This is a genomic window from Salinibaculum rarum (assembly GCF_030505615.1).
Taxonomy (GTDB): Archaea; Halobacteriota; Halobacteria; order Halobacteriales; family Haloarculaceae; genus Salinibaculum; species Salinibaculum rarum.
The window spans coordinates 1-20,972 of the sequence record NZ_CP129993.1; the positions used below are offsets into that span (position 1 = coordinate 1).

At 53.9% G+C, this 20,972-nt stretch carries 11 protein-coding genes and 5 pseudogenes; 8 read left to right on the plus strand and 8 right to left on the minus strand.

Translation table 11 applies throughout. From position 1 onward, the window contains the following. Positions 1-91 precede the first annotated feature (91 nt). Together QYL91_RS15200 and QYL91_RS15205 are read left to right on the plus strand one after the other, a co-directional pair. Positions 92-919: a ParA family protein gene (locus QYL91_RS15200; protein WP_302082926.1), complete on the plus strand. Its 828-nt coding sequence runs from the start codon at positions 92-94 to the stop codon at positions 917-919. Then, positions 920-1,297: a DUF7970 domain-containing protein gene (locus QYL91_RS15205; protein WP_302082928.1), complete on the plus strand. Its 378-nt coding sequence runs from the start codon at positions 920-922 to the stop codon at positions 1,295-1,297. Positions 1,298-1,546: 249 nt separating this feature from the next. Here QYL91_RS15205 and QYL91_RS15210 read toward each other — a convergent pair. Beyond that, a pseudogene (locus QYL91_RS15210) lies at positions 1,547-2,227 on the minus strand (IS6 family transposase). A 55-nt stretch (positions 2,228-2,282) separates the two neighbouring features. Continuing rightward, positions 2,283-2,783 (minus strand): annotated as a pseudogene (locus tag QYL91_RS15215) (IS6 family transposase); the annotation flags it as partial. A 443-nt stretch (positions 2,784-3,226) separates the two neighbouring features. Here QYL91_RS15215 and QYL91_RS15220 point away from each other — a divergent pair. Both QYL91_RS15220 and QYL91_RS15225 read left to right on the plus strand, forming a co-directional pair. Then, positions 3,227-4,657, plus strand: coding sequence for a DUF7289 family protein (locus QYL91_RS15220; protein ID WP_302082930.1), 1,431 nt, complete (start codon positions 3,227-3,229; stop codon positions 4,655-4,657). 24 nt (positions 4,658-4,681) lie between these two features. Then, positions 4,682-5,584: pseudogene (locus QYL91_RS15225) on the plus strand (RNA-guided endonuclease TnpB family protein); the annotation flags it as partial. Positions 5,585-5,783: 199 nt separating this feature from the next. On the opposite strand, the gene QYL91_RS15230 reads toward QYL91_RS15225, so the two are convergent. From QYL91_RS15230 to QYL91_RS15250, 5 genes are all read right to left on the minus strand, one after another. Continuing rightward, the gene (locus tag QYL91_RS15230) at positions 5,784-7,373 is read right to left on the minus strand and encodes a hypothetical protein (protein WP_302082933.1); all 1,590 of its coding nucleotides are present in this window, start codon (positions 7,371-7,373) and stop codon (positions 5,784-5,786) included. Between the two features lie 115 nt (positions 7,374-7,488). Then, the gene (locus QYL91_RS15235; RefSeq protein WP_302082935.1) at positions 7,489-8,133 is read right to left on the minus strand and encodes a homing endonuclease associated repeat-containing protein; all 645 of its coding nucleotides are present in this window, start codon (positions 8,131-8,133) and stop codon (positions 7,489-7,491) included. A 148-nt stretch (positions 8,134-8,281) separates the two neighbouring features. Next, positions 8,282-10,894: a surface glycoprotein gene (locus QYL91_RS15240; RefSeq protein WP_302082937.1), complete on the minus strand. Its 2,613-nt coding sequence runs from the start codon at positions 10,892-10,894 to the stop codon at positions 8,282-8,284. Positions 10,895-11,066: 172 nt separating this feature from the next. Continuing rightward, the gene (locus QYL91_RS15245) at positions 11,067-13,625 is read right to left on the minus strand and encodes an efflux RND transporter permease subunit (protein WP_302082940.1); all 2,559 of its coding nucleotides are present in this window, start codon (positions 13,623-13,625) and stop codon (positions 11,067-11,069) included. A 5-nt stretch (positions 13,626-13,630) separates the two neighbouring features. Further along, positions 13,631-15,229, minus strand: a complete 1,599-nt coding sequence (locus QYL91_RS15250) for a COG1361 S-layer family protein (protein WP_302082942.1) — start codon at positions 15,227-15,229, stop codon at positions 13,631-13,633. A 434-nt stretch (positions 15,230-15,663) separates the two neighbouring features. Here QYL91_RS15250 and QYL91_RS15255 point away from each other — a divergent pair, with 434 nt between their 5' ends. Continuing rightward, the gene (locus tag QYL91_RS15255) at positions 15,664-16,278 is read left to right on the plus strand and encodes a TetR/AcrR family transcriptional regulator (RefSeq protein ID WP_302082945.1); all 615 of its coding nucleotides are present in this window, start codon (positions 15,664-15,666) and stop codon (positions 16,276-16,278) included. A gap of 75 nt (positions 16,279-16,353) precedes the next feature. On the opposite strand, the pseudogene QYL91_RS15260 reads toward QYL91_RS15255, so the two are convergent. Beyond that, positions 16,354-16,524: pseudogene (locus tag QYL91_RS15260) on the minus strand (IS630 family transposase); the annotation flags it as partial. A 162-nt stretch (positions 16,525-16,686) separates the two neighbouring features. Between QYL91_RS15260 and QYL91_RS15265 the strand changes: the two are divergent. The 3 genes and pseudogenes from QYL91_RS15265 (at position 16,687) to QYL91_RS15275 (ending at position 20,940) form a co-directional block, all read left to right on the plus strand. Then, positions 16,687-17,858: pseudogene (locus tag QYL91_RS15265) on the plus strand (ISH3 family transposase). 294 nt (positions 17,859-18,152) lie between these two features. Further along, on the plus strand, positions 18,153-20,513 hold the full coding sequence (locus QYL91_RS15270; protein ID WP_302082948.1) for an STT3 domain-containing protein: 2,361 nt from the start codon (positions 18,153-18,155) through the stop codon (positions 20,511-20,513). Continuing rightward, positions 20,488-20,940: a hypothetical protein gene (locus tag QYL91_RS15275; protein WP_302082950.1), complete on the plus strand. Its 453-nt coding sequence runs from the start codon at positions 20,488-20,490 to the stop codon at positions 20,938-20,940. The genes QYL91_RS15270 and QYL91_RS15275 overlap by 26 nt, the downstream gene beginning before the upstream one ends. Positions 20,941-20,972: the final 32 nt, after the last annotated feature.

The following is a 20,972-nucleotide window of genomic DNA, read 5'->3' on the forward strand; positions in this document are numbered from 1 at the left end:
CAACTAATTAGTCTAACTAGTTAGTCTAACCAGTTAGTCTATATTATACGTCTGACGAGTTTTTATTACTGGTTAGACTTATCGGTACACCATGCTCGCGTACACGATTTACAGCGAAGCTGGTGGTGTCGGGAAGACCACGCTCGCCTCGAGCCTTGCAACGGCGCACGCTGACCACGGTCGCGACGTGCTGGCTGTCGACTTGGATCCACAGCAGGGTTCGCTCACGTATCTCCTGGACGTCGACGCTCCACGGAGCGACGGCGATGCTGACAACATCGCTCGGCATCTCATCGACCGGCCATTAGGAGACTTCGAGGACCTTATCCAACCGAGTGGGCACGGCTTCGATATTATTCCGAACCATGACATGCTTGAGAACCTTCCGAACCTCATGAACACAGCTGAGGAGATGGCGGATGATCTCGGCGAGTACTTCGACCGCCACGACCGACTCCGAGAGGTGCTGTTCGATGCGGGTGTACCTGATAAGTACGATACGATCATCGTAGACCCACCAGCGACTGCGGGCCCACAACTCTACAACGCGGTGAACGCGACGCGCTCACTGGTTGTGCCGGCAGAACCAACAGGCAAGGGGATGCAGTCCATTGAGGGACTGTCGGACGTCGTCGCGAATCTCAGCGACTCACTGGACATCAGCATCGGCGTCCTCGCAGTCGTCCCGAACGGCATCGGCTCGACGACGGACCAACAAAAGTACCTCCAGCGTATCCGTGACCTCGGCTTCGACGCGCCAGTCGCGATATCTGACCGCTCGTCGTTGTTTGAGGGCTGTTGGGACCAGCAGTTCCCGCCGGCGGAGTACGTCCAGGAAGTACGAGCTGCCTACGACTACGAGGAGGACACGCTTGCGAAGTTAGACGACCTCGCGACGCACATTGAGGAGGTGGCGTAGATGGGGAACGGCATGAAGTCGGGATCAGGAGACGACCCGTTCGCCGACATGGACGATACGGCTAGTGAAGAAGAGAGAGACGAGACTGCTGAGTCAGAAGGAAACCTCACGACAGAGACCACGGAGACATCGTCGGCGTCGGGTATTCCGTGGAAGTTCACCAGGGATAACGCGAAGGCAGAGCGCGAGATGGTCCAATTCTTCCTGCAAGATGCGACAAAGCGCCTCGAGAGCCGAGCTCAGGGTGAACTGGAGACGAAGCTCGAAGATGATGTTCTCCTACTCGACGTCCGTGAGGCTGCCTATCAAGTTGCGCTTGAGGAGCATCTCGACGACGTCGCCGATCAACTTCGAGAGTGGGGCTACGATGCGGAGTGACGAGTGAGGAATCCATATCGCAGCATATGATTTAAATATCAGATTATATGATAGAATACAACATCTGGAGTGGTATCCTCGGTGGGTCAACCCCTGGTTTCGAGCGCACAGAATCGGTTCGTCGCACAGCCGAGCGTCCGACACACCGCATTTCCGGTGGAATAATATTGGATCCACGTCTAACCTACTGTTAGATGGGAGAACAAGGTTAGAATCTACTCTTCAACACAAAAAGAAAAGTGGCACTGTCTAGTTCTGAACCTCCTTGGCTGGCGTTCGTCCGTTAAGCGCCTGATTCGGTTGTTCGTGGTTGTAGTGGTATCTGAACCGCCGGAGCCACCGCTCAGCGCTGGCCCGACTACCCTGCCAAAACGAGTGAAAGCGGTCGATTCTCATGGTGACAGTGTGAAACCACTTTTCGATGTGGTTTCGCTCTCGATAGTCGAGCTGACTGCTCAACTCACGACGTGCAAGAGCAGTCAAATAGCCTGCAGCATCGACGAGAAACTCTGTGTCAGCGACATCGTGTTTCTCGGTGAGTCGATGCAAAAACGCCGCCGCGGGGTCAGTCCCGCGGCGGCTGAACACGTCGATCTCGAGCAGTAACCGTAATTCTATGTCGATAGCGGCGTAGAGCCACTTCTTCTCGCCGCCAACCTCAATTTGTTTCTCATCGACTGCGACCCGCGACGGCGACGCCGTCGGCGGGTCGCTCTGTGCCTCAGACACCGTATGAACCCAATTTCAGACCGCACCGTGAGAACGATCGACACCCAACAAATCTAAGATTGCGGCCGTCTTCCTGAGCGACAGCCCCGCCGTGTGGAGGCGCACCCCAAACCGCCGGACAAGTGTCGGGGTGCGCTTATTCTCCCAAACGTCTTGACTGTCCTCCTCCAACGTCTCTCTGAGCAGGTCTGCGAGTTCCATGAACACTTCTCGCTACGGCCTGCTCACTTCTCAATCCCTCAACTAGACAGTGCGTCCGATTTCCATGTTTCTCGTATCTGAAATCGAAGCCGTGGCGCTGACACGCATCCTGTAGCGAGTGCGACCCATCGACGAGAAACACGGCGTCGGAGACGTCGTGTTTCTCGGAGAGCTCCGTCAGAAACGAATGAGCGAGAATCTTTGTTGTCGTCGGTTCAAGCTTTGTATGAAGCAATTCTTTCGTCTCGGGATCGACGGCAGTATACAGCCAATATTGCTCGTCGTTGAGTTGGATCACGGTCTCATCAACCGCGATGTGATCCGGACACCGTCCAGCTTCGGGCTGTAGATCGGCTTTGTGAACCCAATTATGGACGGTTGATTGAGCACGTTCGACACCGAATATCTCAATGATAGAAACTGTATTCGAAAGTGATAGTCCAGCAAGATGGAGCTGAATACCGAGTTTCATCAGCAATCGCGGTGTCGCTTCTCGTTCCACAAAACCCAATTCGATCTGGTCGATAATACCACTGAGGCGTGTGTTTTCGGGCATGAATCACTCAGAAAACACACCGCCTCACTCTTCATCCTTATCTGAACACCGCCGGGCACTGACTGCGAACGCTTTTGGACTAGTGAGCAGTATCGAATATTGTCATTTGTCATTAAAATGGGTGAGGACGATAAGACATACGAAGCGCCCGTCAACAACCCCAGCCTACTTCGCTCGGGCAGATGAACTGCCACTCGCTCGTGGAGGTTGGGGCTTGTCGGTGGATACCCAGTGAACCCACCCCGGGATCAAGCCCCAGGGCATTCGCCTCGAACGCCTGTAAAACAATTACGAGCAGAGTTTCTTGTCTCAGACTACATACTCTCCCGAAAAGTCCTCGGCTTCAAAGCGGAGTGGGAGTCAATGCGTGCGTCCCCACTCCATGTTTGATCAATTCATCAATGATTATATCTTTGGCAGGCGAAAGTAACACAACGACAAGGATGCACGAGACAGATACCCGTGGCCAAACTGAAGTCCTCGGTACTGCCCTGGTTATCGGAATGGTTCTCCTCGGATCCATTGCTATTGTGACAGTCGGGATGAGTTCCCTCAGGGACTCTCAAGGCCAGTTGCAGGAACAGCGAGCTGAAAAATCCCTCTCTCAATTTGACTCAGAAGCGGCACTGGTCGCACTGGGGAGTACCAGCACGCGTTCAGTGACACTCCCATCTACAGGCGGGGATTATCATGCCAACAAGACTAAAGGCTGGATGAACATAACGACAACAACTCCAGAGGGAAACAAAACTCACATTTTGAATAGTACTCTCGGAGTCGTAACTGCCGACGTTAACGGTGTCACGCTTGGATACCAAGGTGGAGGCGTCTGGCGAGCTTCCCCGAGTGGAGGCAAGATGGTTTCTCCACCAGAGTTCAATTACCGGGGGAATACACTCACGCTCCCTATCATCAGCATCTCGAACTCAGGTAACGTCAACGGGGAAGCTGTTATTAATCGTAAAAGTTCCGATAAAATATATCCCGCTACAGGCGTTGGTTCCAATCCTCTTTCCCAACAGAAAATTCACATTGAAGTAACAAGTCAATTCTATCGCGGCTGGGGGTCATATTTTGAGCAACGAACAAACTCAGAAGTTACCTATAATGACGAGATCAGTACAGTGAGTATTACGCTTGTTCCGCCACCCGAACCAATTGAACTAGACTCTGGTGTCGTCGCAGCCGGAAATCTGTCTCTGAAAGGAACTGCTGGAGTCTCCGGGGATGTCTCCCTTGGTGGGACAACAGATGGTGAGGACGGTATCTCTGGGGATGTTAATGAGAACGTCACTGAGAACATCCACCTCGAATCAGCAACAACAGAGATTGAACGAGCAAAAACCCGCCTAGAAAACGAAAGTGCACCAGCCGACACAACTACTGTTACGGCAGGTAACTATTCCGTAAGCGACGGTACACTCTTTAGCGACGATACGATCTTCAATACCTCAAACGGCGATATCACGTTGTATGTGGATTCGAATATCGCCTCAGGTAACGATGTAACCGTCACTGGAGATGGGTCGGTAACACTCTACGTTGACGGCGAATTCCATATGAATGGACAACCTACGTGGGGAGACGAAAGCCATGTTGACTCACTCCTCATCTACTCGAAAACGGTTGACCGAATCACCAGACTTCATGGTGTTCTATATACTGGAGCTGTTGACGTTGATGGTGCTGGCGGCGGGAATTCGATGGATTTGACTGGTGCTTTAGTATCCACGTCCGACGATGTCGAAATGGGCGGGAACGTTGACATCGAGTATCATTCTTCGCTTTCTGGTTCTAATGTGCAAGAAGTTGACCTTGAATTCGCCAAGCTATCTTATATGCACATCACAAATAATGAAATTGTAGTTAAATGATGTCGCGATCGTTGTTAACACTGAGACGAGTACGGGTTTGGGTATCACGACCGCCTGCGGCTCGAAGTTGCTGGCGACCCGAAGTGGAGCGGCGAGCAGGGCCGTCTGGAGATACAGTACGACGAGATAGACGACACGTTCAGGGCCTTTCAGCCTGTCACCATTTCTGATTCTCGACAGGATTCACCACTGGCTTCTCACGAAACCGCGCTGGACGTGGGCGCAAACAATCTCGTCGCCTGTACCACCACAACCGGCCAGCAGTACCTCTACGAAGGCCGCGACCTGTTCGACCGCTTCCGCGAGACGACCGAGGAAATCGACCGCTTGCAGTCGAAACTCCGTGAAGGACGATACAGCAGTCAGCGGATACGGCGGCTGTATCGCAAACGGACACGACGACGCGACCACGCACAGGATGCACTGGTTCGGGACCTGATGGAACGCCTCTACGCCGAGGGCGTAGCGACGGTCTACGTGGGCGACCTCACCGACGTTCTCTCGACGCATTGGCGTGCCGAGGTGAACGAAAAGACCCACCAGTTTTGGGCGTTTCGAGCGTTCATCGACCGCCTCTCGCACACCGCCGAGGAATACGGTATATCGGTCGGAGTACGCTCGGAAGCCGACACAACCCGAACGTGCCCGGCGTGTGGCGAGCAAGAGGACACCGACCGGGACGGCGACGTGTTCCGGTGTCCGTGCGGTCACGAAGCCCACGCCGACTTGTGCGCGTCTCGCACGTTCCTCGAACGACAGGCTAGCGAACCCGTTGGGCCGATGGCACGGCCCGTGCGTCTCAAGTGGGACGACCACAACTGGTCGGAGATACTACACTCTCCCGAGAGGGCAAGTCCCAACGAGAAGCGCACAAACCAGAGTACCGGCTCTCAAGACGGAAAATTTGCCTCCGTGGGTACGGCATAGCCAACATCCCCACCGGAGGAATCCCACGGCTTCAGCCGTGGGAGGATGTCAATACGTTCTCCCATCGGAAGGCGAACGTGAGGGCACACCATTCGGTCGGTACTACGAGAGCGACGACTGGGATGCCTCAAGCGCCACACTCCAGTACAAGCAGAAAGCCTCGAGCTTCAGCGGGGGAAGGAAGTCAACTGTTGGTACCTCACCATAGAACGGATGGCACTTCTATGTAGATAATCTCATTACGATCAATAATTTCGTAGCCCTCTCGTGGCGTTATACGAACGGTGCCTGAACGGTTTGTTGGGATGCTCACCTCAGACACAAACTGTCGACCCTCTGTGACAGTTACTGTTTGAATAGTCGCTCCCCAACCAGAGTAACTGCTTTTGACAGCCCACAGATCAATTTTACTCCCCGGTGCCAGTGACGTATGCCCCTCAAGTGTAACGCTACTATTGTTCGATCTACCTAACGATTTCTTGATTACGTTGAGCGACACAGAGCGATCAACGACTGTTATATTTTCCTTAATCCGCTGAGAACTAGACCTGTGATCAGATTGGCCGAATTCTATCTGTACAGAAATATTTGCAGGGGTTGTATTCTCATACTTTTCAGTGTGAATTACGGCATATAGACTCTCATTGTCGACAAACATCTGATCAACCGGTAGCGGACTACCAATCAATTGAGTATTTGAGTGCTTTACTGCGACGCTTATATTATTTCCAAGCTCTCCGCTTCCTCGCGGTCCGTACAGAACCTCACCATCCACCTGCACCGAACCCACTAATACAGATACATTATCCTTGCCGATCGTATTCGGGTTCGTGATCCCTTGGTAGTTGATAAACAGCTCATCGCTCCCATCAAGAGCGAATTTCTGATCCAAGGTGATATTCAAACGACTTTGATTGGTAACTTCAACACGCTCTAGATTCTCCTGAAGAGAGACATCAACCAACTCAGTGCCCGTAGTGTCAATTCCTATTGACTCTATGGTCACATTCGACAGATTAGATGGAACATTTCCATCTCCAGAATCGTAATCTATGCTGATCGTATCGAATTCACTCTGCCTACCCGGGTGCGACACTGAGGCGGTATGAGTCGCCGTCGTATTCGGGAGGCTTGACTTTGCAAATATGAGGTTAGCTCCTGGGGGTGATTCGGTATTACTTTTATTTGCGAGGTACGGTGAATTAAATTGGACTATTGCATAGTCACCAGCAGCAATAGTCTCATTTACGATTGTCCCACGATTGGGTTGATCGTCGACTTGGCTCGGGTGGAGAATCTCCGCACCAGAATCTTGAGGCAAAGTTCGAAGAACACTGGTTCCTGGTTGGTACTGTGATATATTAAAGTAGGTTTCGTCTCTCACTTCTCCCCCAATCTCCAACTCCAGATCAACAGTATTTTTCAGAGGGGCTATTTCCATAGAAAGGTCATCGGAGACAATAACTGCCTTTGCCTCATCAGAACCATTCGGTTGTGCTGCATTGGCGTTGTGAACAGGCAATCGTACCGTCTCTTTTCCATCTTGGTCTTTGTCTGCTAGGCTCGTCTCACTACTGTGAGTCGCATCACTTGCAGATACAGTGACCTGACTACCTTCCGGAATAGATAGTGGTATGCTAACCGTATTGTTCTCACTGCTATGGATGTTATTTTCCAGTATCTCCCCTTCACTAGTGTTGTTGTGTTGAGTACTAACACCAGGAGCTACTCCAACGATGAGAAGAGTACAGACCAACAGCAGAATGGTTACTCGTGAAGTTACTCTCATTAGAACCCCTAGTTCGAACGACGGTATATGCTTTCTGGGGGTACTGTCTATCTTGATTCAGCGAGAGAATCTCGGCGTTCACCTAGTTGCCGAACATGGAATCTTTTCTCTATTTTCAATCTTCAAATGCCGTATCGACAGCGTTGCTCCAAGAACCAAATCTCCGATGGTATGTTCGAGGATCATATTGACCATAATATTTCATATCTTTTGAGTTTGGTGGCTCACCAAGTTCTTCTGCCATCCGCTGAAGTTCGTCAATGAGATCCTCTTTGGTGACTTTCGTTGATTCAGGAGTGGGGTCAAAACCCGCGGCGCGGACAGCCTTGTTCCACGAGCCAAATCTCCGTCTGTACGTTGACGCCCAATACTCACCATGATCGGCCATGTCAGAAGCACTGGGTGGACTGCCATATTCTTCTGCGACCCGCTGAAGTTCAGTTAGCAGGTCACTCACTGGCACCTTTGATTCTGGCTCTCGTGGCTCATAGCCAGCGGCATCAAGTGCGTCACGCCATGACCCAAATCGATTGTAGTACGTTGTAGCAGCATATTCAGCGTTCTCACGGACATCCTTCAGTGTCGGTGGATGTCCGAGTTCGTCAGCCAGCCGTTGGAGTTCATCAAGTAGATCGTCATCTGAGTAGCGCATGCGTGCCTGAAAGTTGTGCACTCCTATCGCGTAACAGTTCCGTCTATCTTCTTTGAACGAAAGAATGCTGCCGTTCACGACGGGGAGAATGTCGTCTGGGCCAGCCATTGTACTTTTTTACCGGCGGTAGCGAGGCGAAAGCCCACCCCTGAACAGTAGTTGTTGATTCAACTGCGTGAACTACTTTGAACGCAGCAGCCGCTACCGAAGAAAAATAAATGTAAAAATGAGGGCCGGAGGTGAATCCGGTAGTTAGTTAGTTGTTCCGGCGGGCTGCCAGGAGCGCTGCTCCGAGCAGAGCCAGCACGGACACCATGATGCCGAAGCCAGGACCGGACTCTCCGTCAGAGTCACCGTCGCCACCGTCGCTCGGCGTCGACGTTGCAGTACCTTCGTCAGGCGTTGCGGTCTCGTCAGGCGTCGTCGGCGTCATGTCACCTTCGACAGTCAGCGTTGCGGTCTGACTATCATCGTCGGTGTAGACACCGTGCGTGTAGTCGCCAGCGTCGAGATCAGCCGTTGCAGTGAACTCAACAGTCTGGTCTGCACCAGCTGCGAGCGTGATCTCTTCACTGCCGATCGTCTGACCGCCAATGCGGAACTCAACAGTCTGCGTTGCTTCGACGTTACCCTCGTTCGTGACCGTTGCAGAGGCGTCAACCGTGTCGCCCTGCGAGACCGTCACGTCCTGCGGGTTCAGGTTCGAGACCTGGAAGTCTGCAGCCTGTTCAGCATCACTGACAGTGAACGTAGTACGGTCCGACGTCGAAGTGTCGTCGGCACGGAGCTCGTACTCGCCGCTTTCAACACCACTGAGGTCAAGCGTCGTCGAGAACGAACTCGACTTACCATCAACCTCGGCTTCAGTGCTAGCAATGATGTTGCTGTTTTCTGTGTTCACGACCTCAATGAAGACTGTCGTCTCGTCTTCACGGTTAGACGTACCAGAGACTTCGATTTCGCCAGCCGGAACCGTTCCGACATCGTCAAGCGAAAGCTGAGCACTTGCACCGGAGAAGGTGAAGTCCCGAACCATGTCATCGGAGCCAGCGGTAGTGAGCGCTTCTTCAACAATCTCGACGTTCTGCTGGTAGGTGTTACCGTTGTCGAGGTTGTTCAGCGTACCGCCATCGTCAAGTTGGCTGTTGGCACCGTAGCCGATGAGGTACAGGGAGTAACTCCCACGGTTATTAAGACTCGGACTAGCGTCGCCGAAGTCCTCGCTGAAGGTATTATCGTTGCTGACCGAGAGCGTTTTGTTGTAGAAGTTACCTCGCGGTCCAATAATGATTCGTTCAATCTGCTTGCCCTGTCCCAGAGCAGTCCCGTTGACGGTCAACTTATCGGTAGTGTCAACGGCCAGGGTGCCACTGGACAGAGAGGCACTGAGGGAACCTTCCTCGACCGTTACCGAGGTGGTTGTTTTCACGTTGACATTGCCCCAATCAGTTTCCGACATCACGCCGTCACCGATGCCATCACCCTGCGCCTGAGCCTCTGCCCGATCAGCAATGCCGATCCGGTAGGTGCCGGCTAGGCTGATGTTGTTATTGGCCAGGAGCGCCAGTTCAAACTCTTGGTTGCCATCAACAATGGCTGGATTGCCGTTTGCCCCGTCGTTATTGATCTTGTACCAAGTGTTATCGATTTTGGCCATCGCGACGACCTTATCGGATTGCGGCGCGGTTCCGGTAATCTCGAAGGAGGCACCGGTCGCGACAGTGCTTGGTGATGAGTCGACTGTAACCGTCGGCGCGTTAACGGTCAGGTCAGCATCGTCTTGCGCAGTACCACGCGGAGAATTGACAAGCTCATACGTATGAGTCTCGTCAGTCGAGAGGTTTCCGGTCTTGACTGCGAAAGTCGCCTGGCCGTCGTCACCGAGGCTAATATTAGCGTAGTAGTAATCTGACCCACTAGCGCTAGTGCTATTATTCAAGTCGGTAACAGGACCAGTGTTTCTGAAGAAGTCCGCGGCAGCGTTGTTACTGTAGCTGTCGGCAGCAGCACTCTGGTCAATTCGGACGTGAGGAGTCGCGCCCGGCGAACCGGTGACAGTAGTGGTAACTCTCTCACCAGCCGTGACCGATTGCTGGGCGAGTGAGAGCGTAGATTCCGTGTCACCTTTAGTCACCGTCGAAACGCCTGTTGCGTTGAGGTCGTCAGCTTCCACGGTGATCGTGTAGTCGCCATTCGGTTCACCGCTGAAGTCAAGGTACACGTCCTCGTTGGACTTAGTGAGGAATACATCGCCACTATTGACGTGCACGTAGGAGCTGTTCCCTGAATCTGGATCGATGATGTCTCGAGTGATGTCGACACCGTCGGAGTTTTCAATTGTCAGCTTAACTTTATCAACCTGGTTAAAGTTGTACTCAGGGCTGAGGTAGAGGGTGTCACTAACGAACCGACCGTCAGTCACATCAGCACCGGCTTCCGCTAGTTTAGTATTGACATCGACACTGGTGACTTTAGGGTCAACCACTGCAATGTCAGTGGCAGAGCCGCCACTAGCATTGTACGTGCCAGTTGCGAAGCCATCGAAGTCTGTGCTGTTGACATCAGCAATCGTTTCGACAGCACCCTCCGCTGCTCCTGACTGTCCGGAGAGCGTGATACTACTACCAACCTGAATTTGACCACCGCCAGCCTTTGCCAGGTTGCTTAGGTTGAGCGTTTCACCCACATACACGACATGTGGGGCTGTATTTGCTGCTGTTTCTTGAACGCTACCTCTGGGATACGTGGTTTCATCTGCAGTGTTAACCGCAGCAGCTGTGCCACTGAGTGCGATGGTCCCAGCAAAGACTGAGAATACCATCAGCACTGCAAGGAACAGGCTGCGTAGTTTTTCGTTTCTATTTGTCATAATTTCCGTTTGTTATTTTGTTTCGGATGCCAGATTTGTCCACACGTTTGCGGTATGGGATTACTCTCTGGCGTCCTATGGGCAGGGGTAGGTGTTAATGTTGCTTACCGTGTAATAAGCTTTGTGTACTGGGTATCGAAACGCTTTGGCCCCGACCTGCCTGTGGTGAAGATCAAGGTCTAGAGTCCTCGTCAATGCCTTGCCACGGCTGGCGCCCAATACCGAACAAAGGGAGGAGCGTCCGCTGGCCGGTGACGAAGTGGTCCCAGATGACGAGTACGCTCGGGAGGATCACCACGGAGGCGATAAACGCGTATAGTACCGAGAGTGCAGTGATGAGGCCGAACTGCCGCAACACTGGGAATAGCGCGAGTACGAGTACCCCGATACCAGCGACTGTAGTCAACATACTCCCAAAGAGTGCCCCACCGGTTCCGCGGACGGTCCGTTCAAGTGCAGGAACCAGTGGGCGCTCGCTCCGTTCATCCGCAAATCGATGGGTGACGTGTACAGAGTAGTCCACACCGAGGCCGATTGTGAGTGCCATGATCGTCGCGGTCAGAGAGTTGAACGGAACGTTGAGCGCCCGCATTGACGCGACGACGAACACGACTGTCACCAAGACGGGCACCATGTTCGCAAGCCCAAGCGTCGCTTGCCCCTCAAGGACCAGGTAAATGAATACTAGGAAGAGCGTTGAACCGACGAGGGTTAGAATTAGACTTAGTAGTGCCGACTCAAGAATAAGATCCGAGACTTCTTGGAAGACGACCGACTGGCCGGTCGCGATGGCTTGTCCACGATGGCGGTCGGCCACGGTTTGAGCATCCGTCACGATGGCGTCCTGGTCAGCGTCACCCTCTATTGTATAGACCACGCGCGCGCTACTGTAATCTTCAGCGAGGTAAGTGAGCGCTTGATCGCGAGCGGGTGAGTCTAGAAGTGCGTCGTAGATCTCACGCAGGTTATCTTCGGGAACACCATCTCCGTCAGGGTCGTTCCGGGCGACGAGTGCACGAAACTCAGGGTCTTGGGCCGACTGCGACTTAATCACGGAGATAATCGACTCTGAATCGGCCTGTCGATTGTTACTGACGAATGTCTCGGGCGGGTCCTCCCCAGCCCGTTGGATACTTTCCAGGGTTGATTCTCGTGTCATCGGTGCCTTGAGATAGACTGTCGCGGTGTCGCCCTGCGTGGATTCGAAGTTATTCTCAAGGAAATCGAGTGTTCCAGCGACGTTGTACTCGTTGGGCTGGAATGGTTCGGGCAGGGAGTACAGGAAGTCCGGATTGTCATCGGACGGCAGGAAATCCTCCTGTGAGAAGCTAGTATCGACACCGGTCGCATACACGCCGACACCAGCGCTAAGGATGAGAACAAGAACCAAGAACACAGCAGGGGCTCGTGTCGCGATCCGGACGCCACCTTGCAAGCCAGCCGATAGTGCCGAGCCTTCCGACCCCAGTGGCGTCGTTGAGAGCGTCGGAATGGGATACCGTGTCCGAAGTTCGTCAAGCCAAACTTTCGCAGCTGGGACAAATACGCCGAAAATGAAGAAGGTAAATACGATTCCGATACTGGCGACGAGACCGAAGTCCCGGATCGGCGGGAGGGCACTAGAAAAGTTCGATGCGAACCCGATTACTGTCGTCCCAGTGACAATGAAGAACGCGACGATTAGCTGGTCGGTCGTGATGCGCATTGACTCACCAATCTCCTGCCCGAGAACCCGTTCCTCTCGGTATCTGTTGACTGCGTGAAGTCCAAAGTCGACCCCGACCGCAAGCAACAGCGGTGGGATACTGATAAGCAACTGGCTGAACGGGATGCCCGCCAACCCCAGGAAACCAAACGTCCAGACAAGAGCCATTATCAGGGCAATTACGCCGAGTAACAAGTCCGCGAGGTCACGGTACGCGACAGAGAGAAACAGTGCGATGAGTACTAGCGCGGCCGGTAGAACGATGAGCAGCGAGTCGGTGATGACCGACGAGAACTCGTCAGAAATTAGTCCCGAGCCAAACACGGTAATATCTCCCTCACTGTTCTCTGAGAGGGTCTGAATGCGGAGCTGGATCGACGTGAGCGGGCTAGAACCGCCTTGCCCAGCACCAGATTCTAACCCAGCGGGAATATTGTGCGACACGGTCCCAATTGTAGCTGATGCCGATGCAGACTGGCGGTTGAAATCGTTGCTCAGGAGACCAGTGAATTGGGGATTCGTCGTCGCCAAGTCTCGGACAGCTTGGTCAACCTTTCCCGGCGTGGCTTGCTTGAGTGTCTGTTGCTGTTCTTGATACGTCGTCGCGCTGGGATCAAGTTCCTGGGCTACAAGTTGCGCTACACTGGCAGTCGATGTGACGCGGAACGACCCCCGTTGCTCGATCCGCTCTTGTAACTGCAACATCCGCAACATTGAGGGCTTAGAGAGGACGTTCTGCTCACGCTGGATGAGTTGTGTACTGCCACTGTCTGGTTCGAATGTTGGCGAAAATTCCCGCTCAATGTCTTCCAATGCTTGCTCTGATTCGAGGCCAGTGGTAAACTGATTCGTCCCAGCCTCCGTCGAAACGTTCCCGAGTCCGACAACAAACACGGTTGTCAACAACAGGAAGACGAGAACGACCGTCCGAGAGTCGTGGACAATCCGGTCGTCAATCCAGTCGACAATCGGCTGGTAGTCGAACCCAATGAGCGCCTCACGGACGCGTCGCCAGGGTCTGCGCATCGTACTCACCTGTACCGTCTGTAGACGACACCAAGCACGACGACGAGAACGACCCCGACGAGAATGAGCCCTATCGGGAGGCCACCATCATCGTCAGGCTGCTGTACTGACAGGGGGATTTTGTACGTATCCGAGATTTTGCTGTCGCCGTTTGGTTTGTCATACTGGAAGTCGATCGACAATGGGTAGTCCTTTGCCAGTGCACCGCCGCTCGCACTGACTGAGAAAGTCACCACCGTCGACTCACCAGGTTCAAGACTGCTGATGAACGCCTCGTCATCGACCGTACCGACCGGGTCGTCAGCGAAGACGTTTGCCGAGATGTCTGTCAGTCGCTCGTTACCATTATTTCTAACTGTCACTTCAATCTCGGTTGTCTCTCCAGCCGTGATAGTGGTACCATTAGTCGATAGCGCGAACTCTGGGTCGTCGGGTCCGACTGCCTGCACCACGTCAAAGGTGTCGCTCACCCTTTCGTCACCGTCTTGGTCACGGTACCGAACCGAAAGTGTATACTGTTTATCACCGGCTTCCGCAGATTCACTAATCTCAAGTGGAATGGCGAACTGCGACGACTGACCGGGTTCAAGTTCGCCAACTGGCGAGTCCGTCTCAAGAGGTGTGACGGTCTCCTTGTCGGAGACAAACTGGACAACACCGTTGCTAACTGTTGCTTTACCAGTGTTCACCACAGTCCCACGAAGAGTTCCCTCCGCGCCAACTGAGAGGTTTGAGGAAACATCACTGATCACAAACGACTGTTCCGGGTTGGGTCGGATAGCGATTGACCGAGTTTCCGAGGTTGTTCTAATCCCATTTTCATCACGGTAAATTGCAGTCAGATCAACGCTATATGGATGAGGAGAAGCTTCGTCAGATATGCTAACGCCGTAAGAGATATTTCGCGTCTCACCAGGTTGCCAGTCACCAAGAGTACGAGATGCAGTTGTAGAATCCCCAAACTCCAAGCCGCTATTCAGCGATTCAACATTCAGTTTCGTCTCGCTTGCTGTCGCAGTACCAGTGTTCTTTACGGTGATTGTAGCTTCACCAGTTGACCCAACACGACTCTGTGTAGACACATTAAGAACCGAGACCTGCGCACCAGCCTCTATTTCCAGAGAGACATACAATGTCTCACGACGTGTCAGTTCTGCCTCGTCTCCATCATCCTCGTCAATGTATATTGTGTCAGTATACTCAACCTCAACAGGGACTCTATAGGTTCCAGGGTCAGCATCATCATCAACAGAGATGTCAAATGAAACAGTAGCTGACCGGTCATCACTAAGAGTTCCTACTGCTTGTTTCCCAGTCCGAACCTCAATAGGAGCAAAGCCGGATGCCATCTCAGCCGTAAGTGAGCGGGCAGCTGTAACGCGATCAGTGAGGGACGGGTTCTGTGGATTTGCTTCTATTACTCTGCCTGCGTTTGAGAGGGTAACCTCCAGGGTTGTGTCTTCACCAGGCGTGACACTGTTGTCTGAGAGAGTTGCATCAAGGTCAGGTCCTCCCCTAACATCACCAGCTACTGTCCCTGACATAGTGGCTAAAGTGAGGGCAGTTGCGGTTAGTAAGATGAGAATTGTTCGACGGCGTTTCATGTTAATTTCTCTCCTCTTGAGCTATTGCTTTTGTCCGAGGTGTCTAACATTTTGACCAATTGCGACCATTTGCCCACACACTTGTGTGTGAACGATTCGATAGCGGTGGGGGACTCATATGGCATCAATTCAGGTACTCCTCTATAGTAACTGAACCTACGTTCAACAAAAAGACTTCGGAAAAGAGTGACTACACATCTGCAGTTAATCTCCTACAGCCCTGAGGAGCGGATTGGTAGTAAGCCCAACAGACAACAGCTTTGATGTGAGTATACGGTTGTTAACGGGTGATACCTGATTTTGAAACGTTCTCAGCGAAATACATATCGCAGATACCACAGGCATACTAGCCAGCGAAATTCATCTCTTGCCACAGAGACTCCACCAACGGAGGTGAAAACTTTTACTGTAGGCTGACCGAATATACGTTCAGTATGGGAACCAGGAAGGCAGAAAAAACAAGGAAGGCAATAATGGAAGCAACCTATCAAGCGCTTTGTAAGCATGGCTACCCCGAAACAACTATCGCAAAAATATCGACCGAATTCAAAAAGAGCCAATCGCTACTATACTACCACTATGATGATAAGGAAGATCTTCTTGAAGATTTTCTCCAGTTTTTGCTGCACCAGTTAGAAGATGAAATTAATAGCATTGAGACAAACGAACCCGATAAACGACTCAAGACGATATTGGATCACTTACTCCCGAAAGAGATAACTGATGAACAGTTCCAATTTCGGCGCGCGCTCGCTGAAATGCGTTCTCAGGCACCCTATCATGAGGTGTATCATGAGCAATTCAAACGAACAGATGAATTCATTCTCAATGAAATTGTAGTAACGATTGAGAACGGAATCAACGCCAAAAAATTACGCACGGTAAACAGCAAGCAAACGGCAGAGTTTCTATATTCAGCAATATTGGGAGCTATGGAGCGTGGTTGTTCTCTCGAGGATGAACATATACTGGAATTGAATCGTGAATATATCGATGAGTATATCGAAGCAAAATTGATTCGGTATGGGGGGCATCCACCCAACAGCTGACTTCCTCGCCGACGTGAACACTAGTTGTCGAACCTATTGACATCCTCCCACGGCTAAGGGGCTGTCTCTTACCCTTGACATCCTCCTCCGCTCGTCGGCAGCGTCCTCCAGCGTCGCTCCCTTGTAGAGACGCTTGATGAAGATCAGCCGCTCAGTGAGTTTCTCATCAGTAGACTCCGCTAGGAGTCGGTTGAGATCGTCCTCACTGAGGTGACGGACGATCTCTTTGCGGCGATCTTCAGACATACTCTCATATCAGACGCCACCTCCATAACTTCCCCTAACCACTACACGCGGAGGAGGATGTCAAGGGTGGTCTTGATCTGTCCATTCTCGGTACTTCCCAACCGACGTGAGCAGCGGAGCTGAAGCGTCGCTCTGATTGATGAAGATGTCCGGTTCAGAAGTGTGTTAGATCTACCCGAACCGGACGGTGTTCTTTCGGCAGCAGACGTCAAAGATGTAGCGGCCGACGTAATTGGACAGCTTCCGCTTCAAGGAATCGAGGGCTCGCCCCTCGATTCCGGTGATATCTGGCCTGTCGTCACTTTAGCCAGCGTCAACCAGTCGTCCGTTTGGGAGGTCACGTCCCAAACGGACGATACTCCCTGCGACGATACTGTCATGGACTGGCTTCACACGCTTCAACGTGGGAAGCTCGAAATGGCGGCAAACATCCTGTTTCGACACCTTGCCTTGACGATTCTCGACCCTGACCGGTCGAGAATCGTCTCCATCGACTTCGTCGATAACCCATATCACGGCTCTCCTAACGAGGAAGACGGCGAACTCTGTACAACGAATCCCAAAGACGGAACGACAACGTGCCACCGCTATTGTACCGCATACGTCGTCTCGAACGGGAAGCCGGTGACGCTGGCAGTGACCTACGTCCGCAGCGACGAGAAAGAGGCCGACGCGGTCGAGCGCGTCCTCGACCGCGTCGCCGCCTATCCCTTCGAGATAGACCTCCTACTTGCGGATCGTGGCTTCTACAACGAACGGATGATTCGTCGCGCACGCGACTTTGCGACGACGGTGATACCTGTCAAAGAGAAGGGCGAGCGTATGAAAGACAATCTCGCCACGCACTGCTCGTACATGACGACCTATCGCATGTACAAGGGACGCGAGCGGGAACTGCGCTTCCCGCTCGCTGTCTCTGTCTCATACCAGAACGGTGACCGAGACAAGCATGGCGAGATCGTTCGAGGGTACGTGGCGTGCGATCTGGCCGATCGCACGCCCACGCAGGTCGAACGACGCTACCGCAAACGCTCAGCGATAGAAACCAGCTATCGGCTGTTTCGCCAAGCACGAGCAACTACAACGACACAAGACCCAATCGTCCGGTTTGCGTTCGTGATCGTGAGCTTCCTCCTGGAGAACTGTGGCTTGTGCTGCGATGGGCGGTCGTCGCCCGCCCGCGGCGGGGCGGGCGCGACCTGCCCGAGCAGTTCACGTTCACGACGTTCTGTGACTGGATTCGACACGAACTGGAAGCAGAGTTAGAGCGGCGGTGGGGGATCAAGATGAACGGTGTTGGCGTCCCCGACGCGTACGCTTCGGCCGCGGGCTGACAGCCAGCCCGCGGCCTCAGGCCAGCGATGGGTCAGCAGCAGCACTCGTCAGGAACCGCTTCTACAACCGTTCTCGTGACTGTCTCTGTTCAGTTCAGATCGATGCCTCGATTCAATCGGCTACCGCTCTGAGATTGAACGGCTCACACCAACTCAACTCGACTTTCGAATCCTCGATTGGGAAGTACCGATTCTACAGGTGGAGCAGGGTGAGTGCCTCGGGGCTTGTTCCCGAGGTACTTCACTTCGCCATCGCCCGATGGGTTTTTCTGCCAGTCGGGAAACTCAGTAGGTATGACCGACCGTCGTCGGGTCGAGGACCTTCTCGAGGACAGGCCCGACTTCGAAGCCGCACTCGAAGACGTGCAGGAGGTCGACGCCACACGGGAGACATGGACGTTCGACGACGTCCCCATCGACTCGGGAACCTTCGGCCAGCTCGTCTCGGAGGGCGTCGTCGAGAAAGTCGACGGCGAGTACCGACTCGCCAACCCCGATGCCGTTCGAGCCGCAATAGACGGCGAACCGCAGCCCGCAACTACGGAGGAGCCGACCGATCGCGACATCTCACTGTCACTGTTGAGTATCGATACTCGTGGGGCTGGGCTGCTCGCGGCCGTCCTCGGCGTTCTGGTTGCGGTCCGTCTGTTTCCCTTCCAATCTGTTTTCCGTGATGGATACATCGTTCTTACAGGAAACGATCCCTACTACTACCGCTACTGGGTCGAACAGACCCTCGCCAATGGGACTATCGGCGCTCTCCCGCTTGGTGAGGTGCCAGAGGGTATCGCCGGGGGCGAGCCGTTTCTCGTCGCCGCGCTAACCTGGCTGGCGGGACTCTTCGGCGGTGGCAGCGGTCTCGCACTCGCCATTTATCCCATTCTTTCAGCACTCGTCACTGGGCTGTTCCTCTACGGACTCACACTCCGTGTGAGCGCCGACCGTCGCGTCGCGCTGGCGTCGGTCCTGATGCTCGCGTTCACTCCTTCCCACGCCCTTCGAACGAGCCTCGGATTTGCTGACCACCACGCCTTCGACTACGTCTGGCTCACTCTGACCGCGTTCGCACTGGCCGTGCTGCTGACGGGCGAGCGAGACAACACTAACCTTGGTCGCTGGCTCGCTGCGACCGGACTCGGCGTCGGTGTCGCCGGGCAGGTGCTGGCGTGGGACAACGGCCCGCTGCTGGTCGTGCCCGTCGCTGCCGTCGTCGTCTTCGGCGTGCTCCTTGACGTTCGCGACGACCGCCAGCCGCTCGTTTCGAACGCGCCGCTACTGGCCGGCCTCGCGCTGGCTGCCGTCCTCACATTCGCTGTCCATACCACAGCTGGCTGGCACTCGGCGACTGTCGCTGCTGTGCCCGCGCTGCTGTTCGGCGGGAGTGGCGCCGTCGTCGCGGTCGGTGCGGCTGCCGCTCGACTCGACCGGAGCGTCCGTGAACTCGCGGTCGTCGAACTCGTCGCTGGCGTCGGAACCATCGCTGCCGTCGTCGTGTTCCTCCCCGATATCTGGGGCGAACTTCAGGGCGGTATCGACACAATCCTCCGCAGCAACAATATCGCGGAAGTTCAGTCGCTGTTCAGCATGGACACCTTCGGATTTTTGTTCCTCTTCGGGTTTGTCCTCGTTATCGCGGTTCCACTCATGGGCTGGGCAACTGTGCGCCTCGCTCGCAGCGACGACGAGTGGCTCGTTCCTGTCGTCTACGGCTGGTACTTTTTCGGGCTCGCTATGTTTCAGGTGCGTTTCGCCGGCGAGCTCTCACCGTTCACTGCGCTGTTTTCGGGACTGGGATTCGTCTGGATTGCTTCCTGGGTTGATCTCGCGGAAGTGCCTGCTCCGGTCGACAGGAGTGACTGGACTGACTGGTGGCCAGCACGGCCCGACGGTTCGACCGTCGCGTCGGTGTTCTTGCTCTTCCTCCTCGTCACCGGTCTTGGCGTCGTCCAATCGGGTGTGAAGATACAACAGATCACCGTCGACGACGACACTGTCGAGACGGCAACATGGCTTGCGGAGTACTCGGCCGACCGCGGCTGGGAGACCGAATCCGACAGCTACGTCTTCAGCGACTGGGGACGAAACCGTGTCTATAACTATTTCGTGAACGGGCAATCGAGATCGTACGGGTTCGCCCAGTCGAATTATCGTAAGTTCATCGTTCAGCAAGACTCCAACGCCGCTGCCGCGACGATCGATGGCCGCGTTCGATTCCTCGTAACAGAGTCGTTCCCAGTTGACAGTCCCGCAATGGGCGTTCGTCTCCACGACCACTTCGGGAGTCGCTACGAGAACGTTGAAGGCCTCTCCCGATACCGAGCCATCTACGCTACTGAGAGTGGTGACCGGAAAGCGTTCCTCGTCGTTCCAGGTGCAACACTCGCTGGGACGGCTCCTCCAAATACGACCGTCTCACTGGAAACCGATGTCGATATTCCAGGCGCATCGTTCACCTACGAACGACAGGTCCAGACAAACGCGAGCGGTAATTTTACCGTTGACGTTGCCTATCCTGGCGCATACGAACTGACCGCAGGTGACCAGATGCGGTCGGTCAGCGTGTCAGAAAGTGGTGTGATGAACGGAACACAGATCGCTGCTGGAATTCTTGCCGTTCAACGTCCCACCAATGACACCCCCCGGCGTGAACACTAAGGGGAGCAACGAGCGGTTCGCAGCAAATGGCGTTGACCGGGTATTCCACAAGCGTATCGCCTTCGGGGATGAGAAAGAGTTGCGTCTCTTAGCGAGACAGGAGCTCAACAATATGGACCTGGAGGTGAGTGAAACCGGGGATATCGATATGGAACTCAAGGCGGATCCGGGTTTCAATCTAGAAGTCGATCCAGAAGACCTGATCGAGCGTATTATCCTCCCGCCTGATATCAATGATCGTCAGCTGACGCAGGTCGTCCAACTGATGGAGTACCACGACATCACGGCAGAGATCTGGCGGTCGATGTTAGATGTGAGCCCCGGTATGTCGGCTCCAATACAGGTGACGGGCGATGAGGCTGGCGAGATTGCTCGGGATGATATGAAAGCGCCAGGCTTGTTGACAAATCCAAGTACAGGTAGATGACATCCTCCGCGCCGTAAACGGCGCGGTTTCCC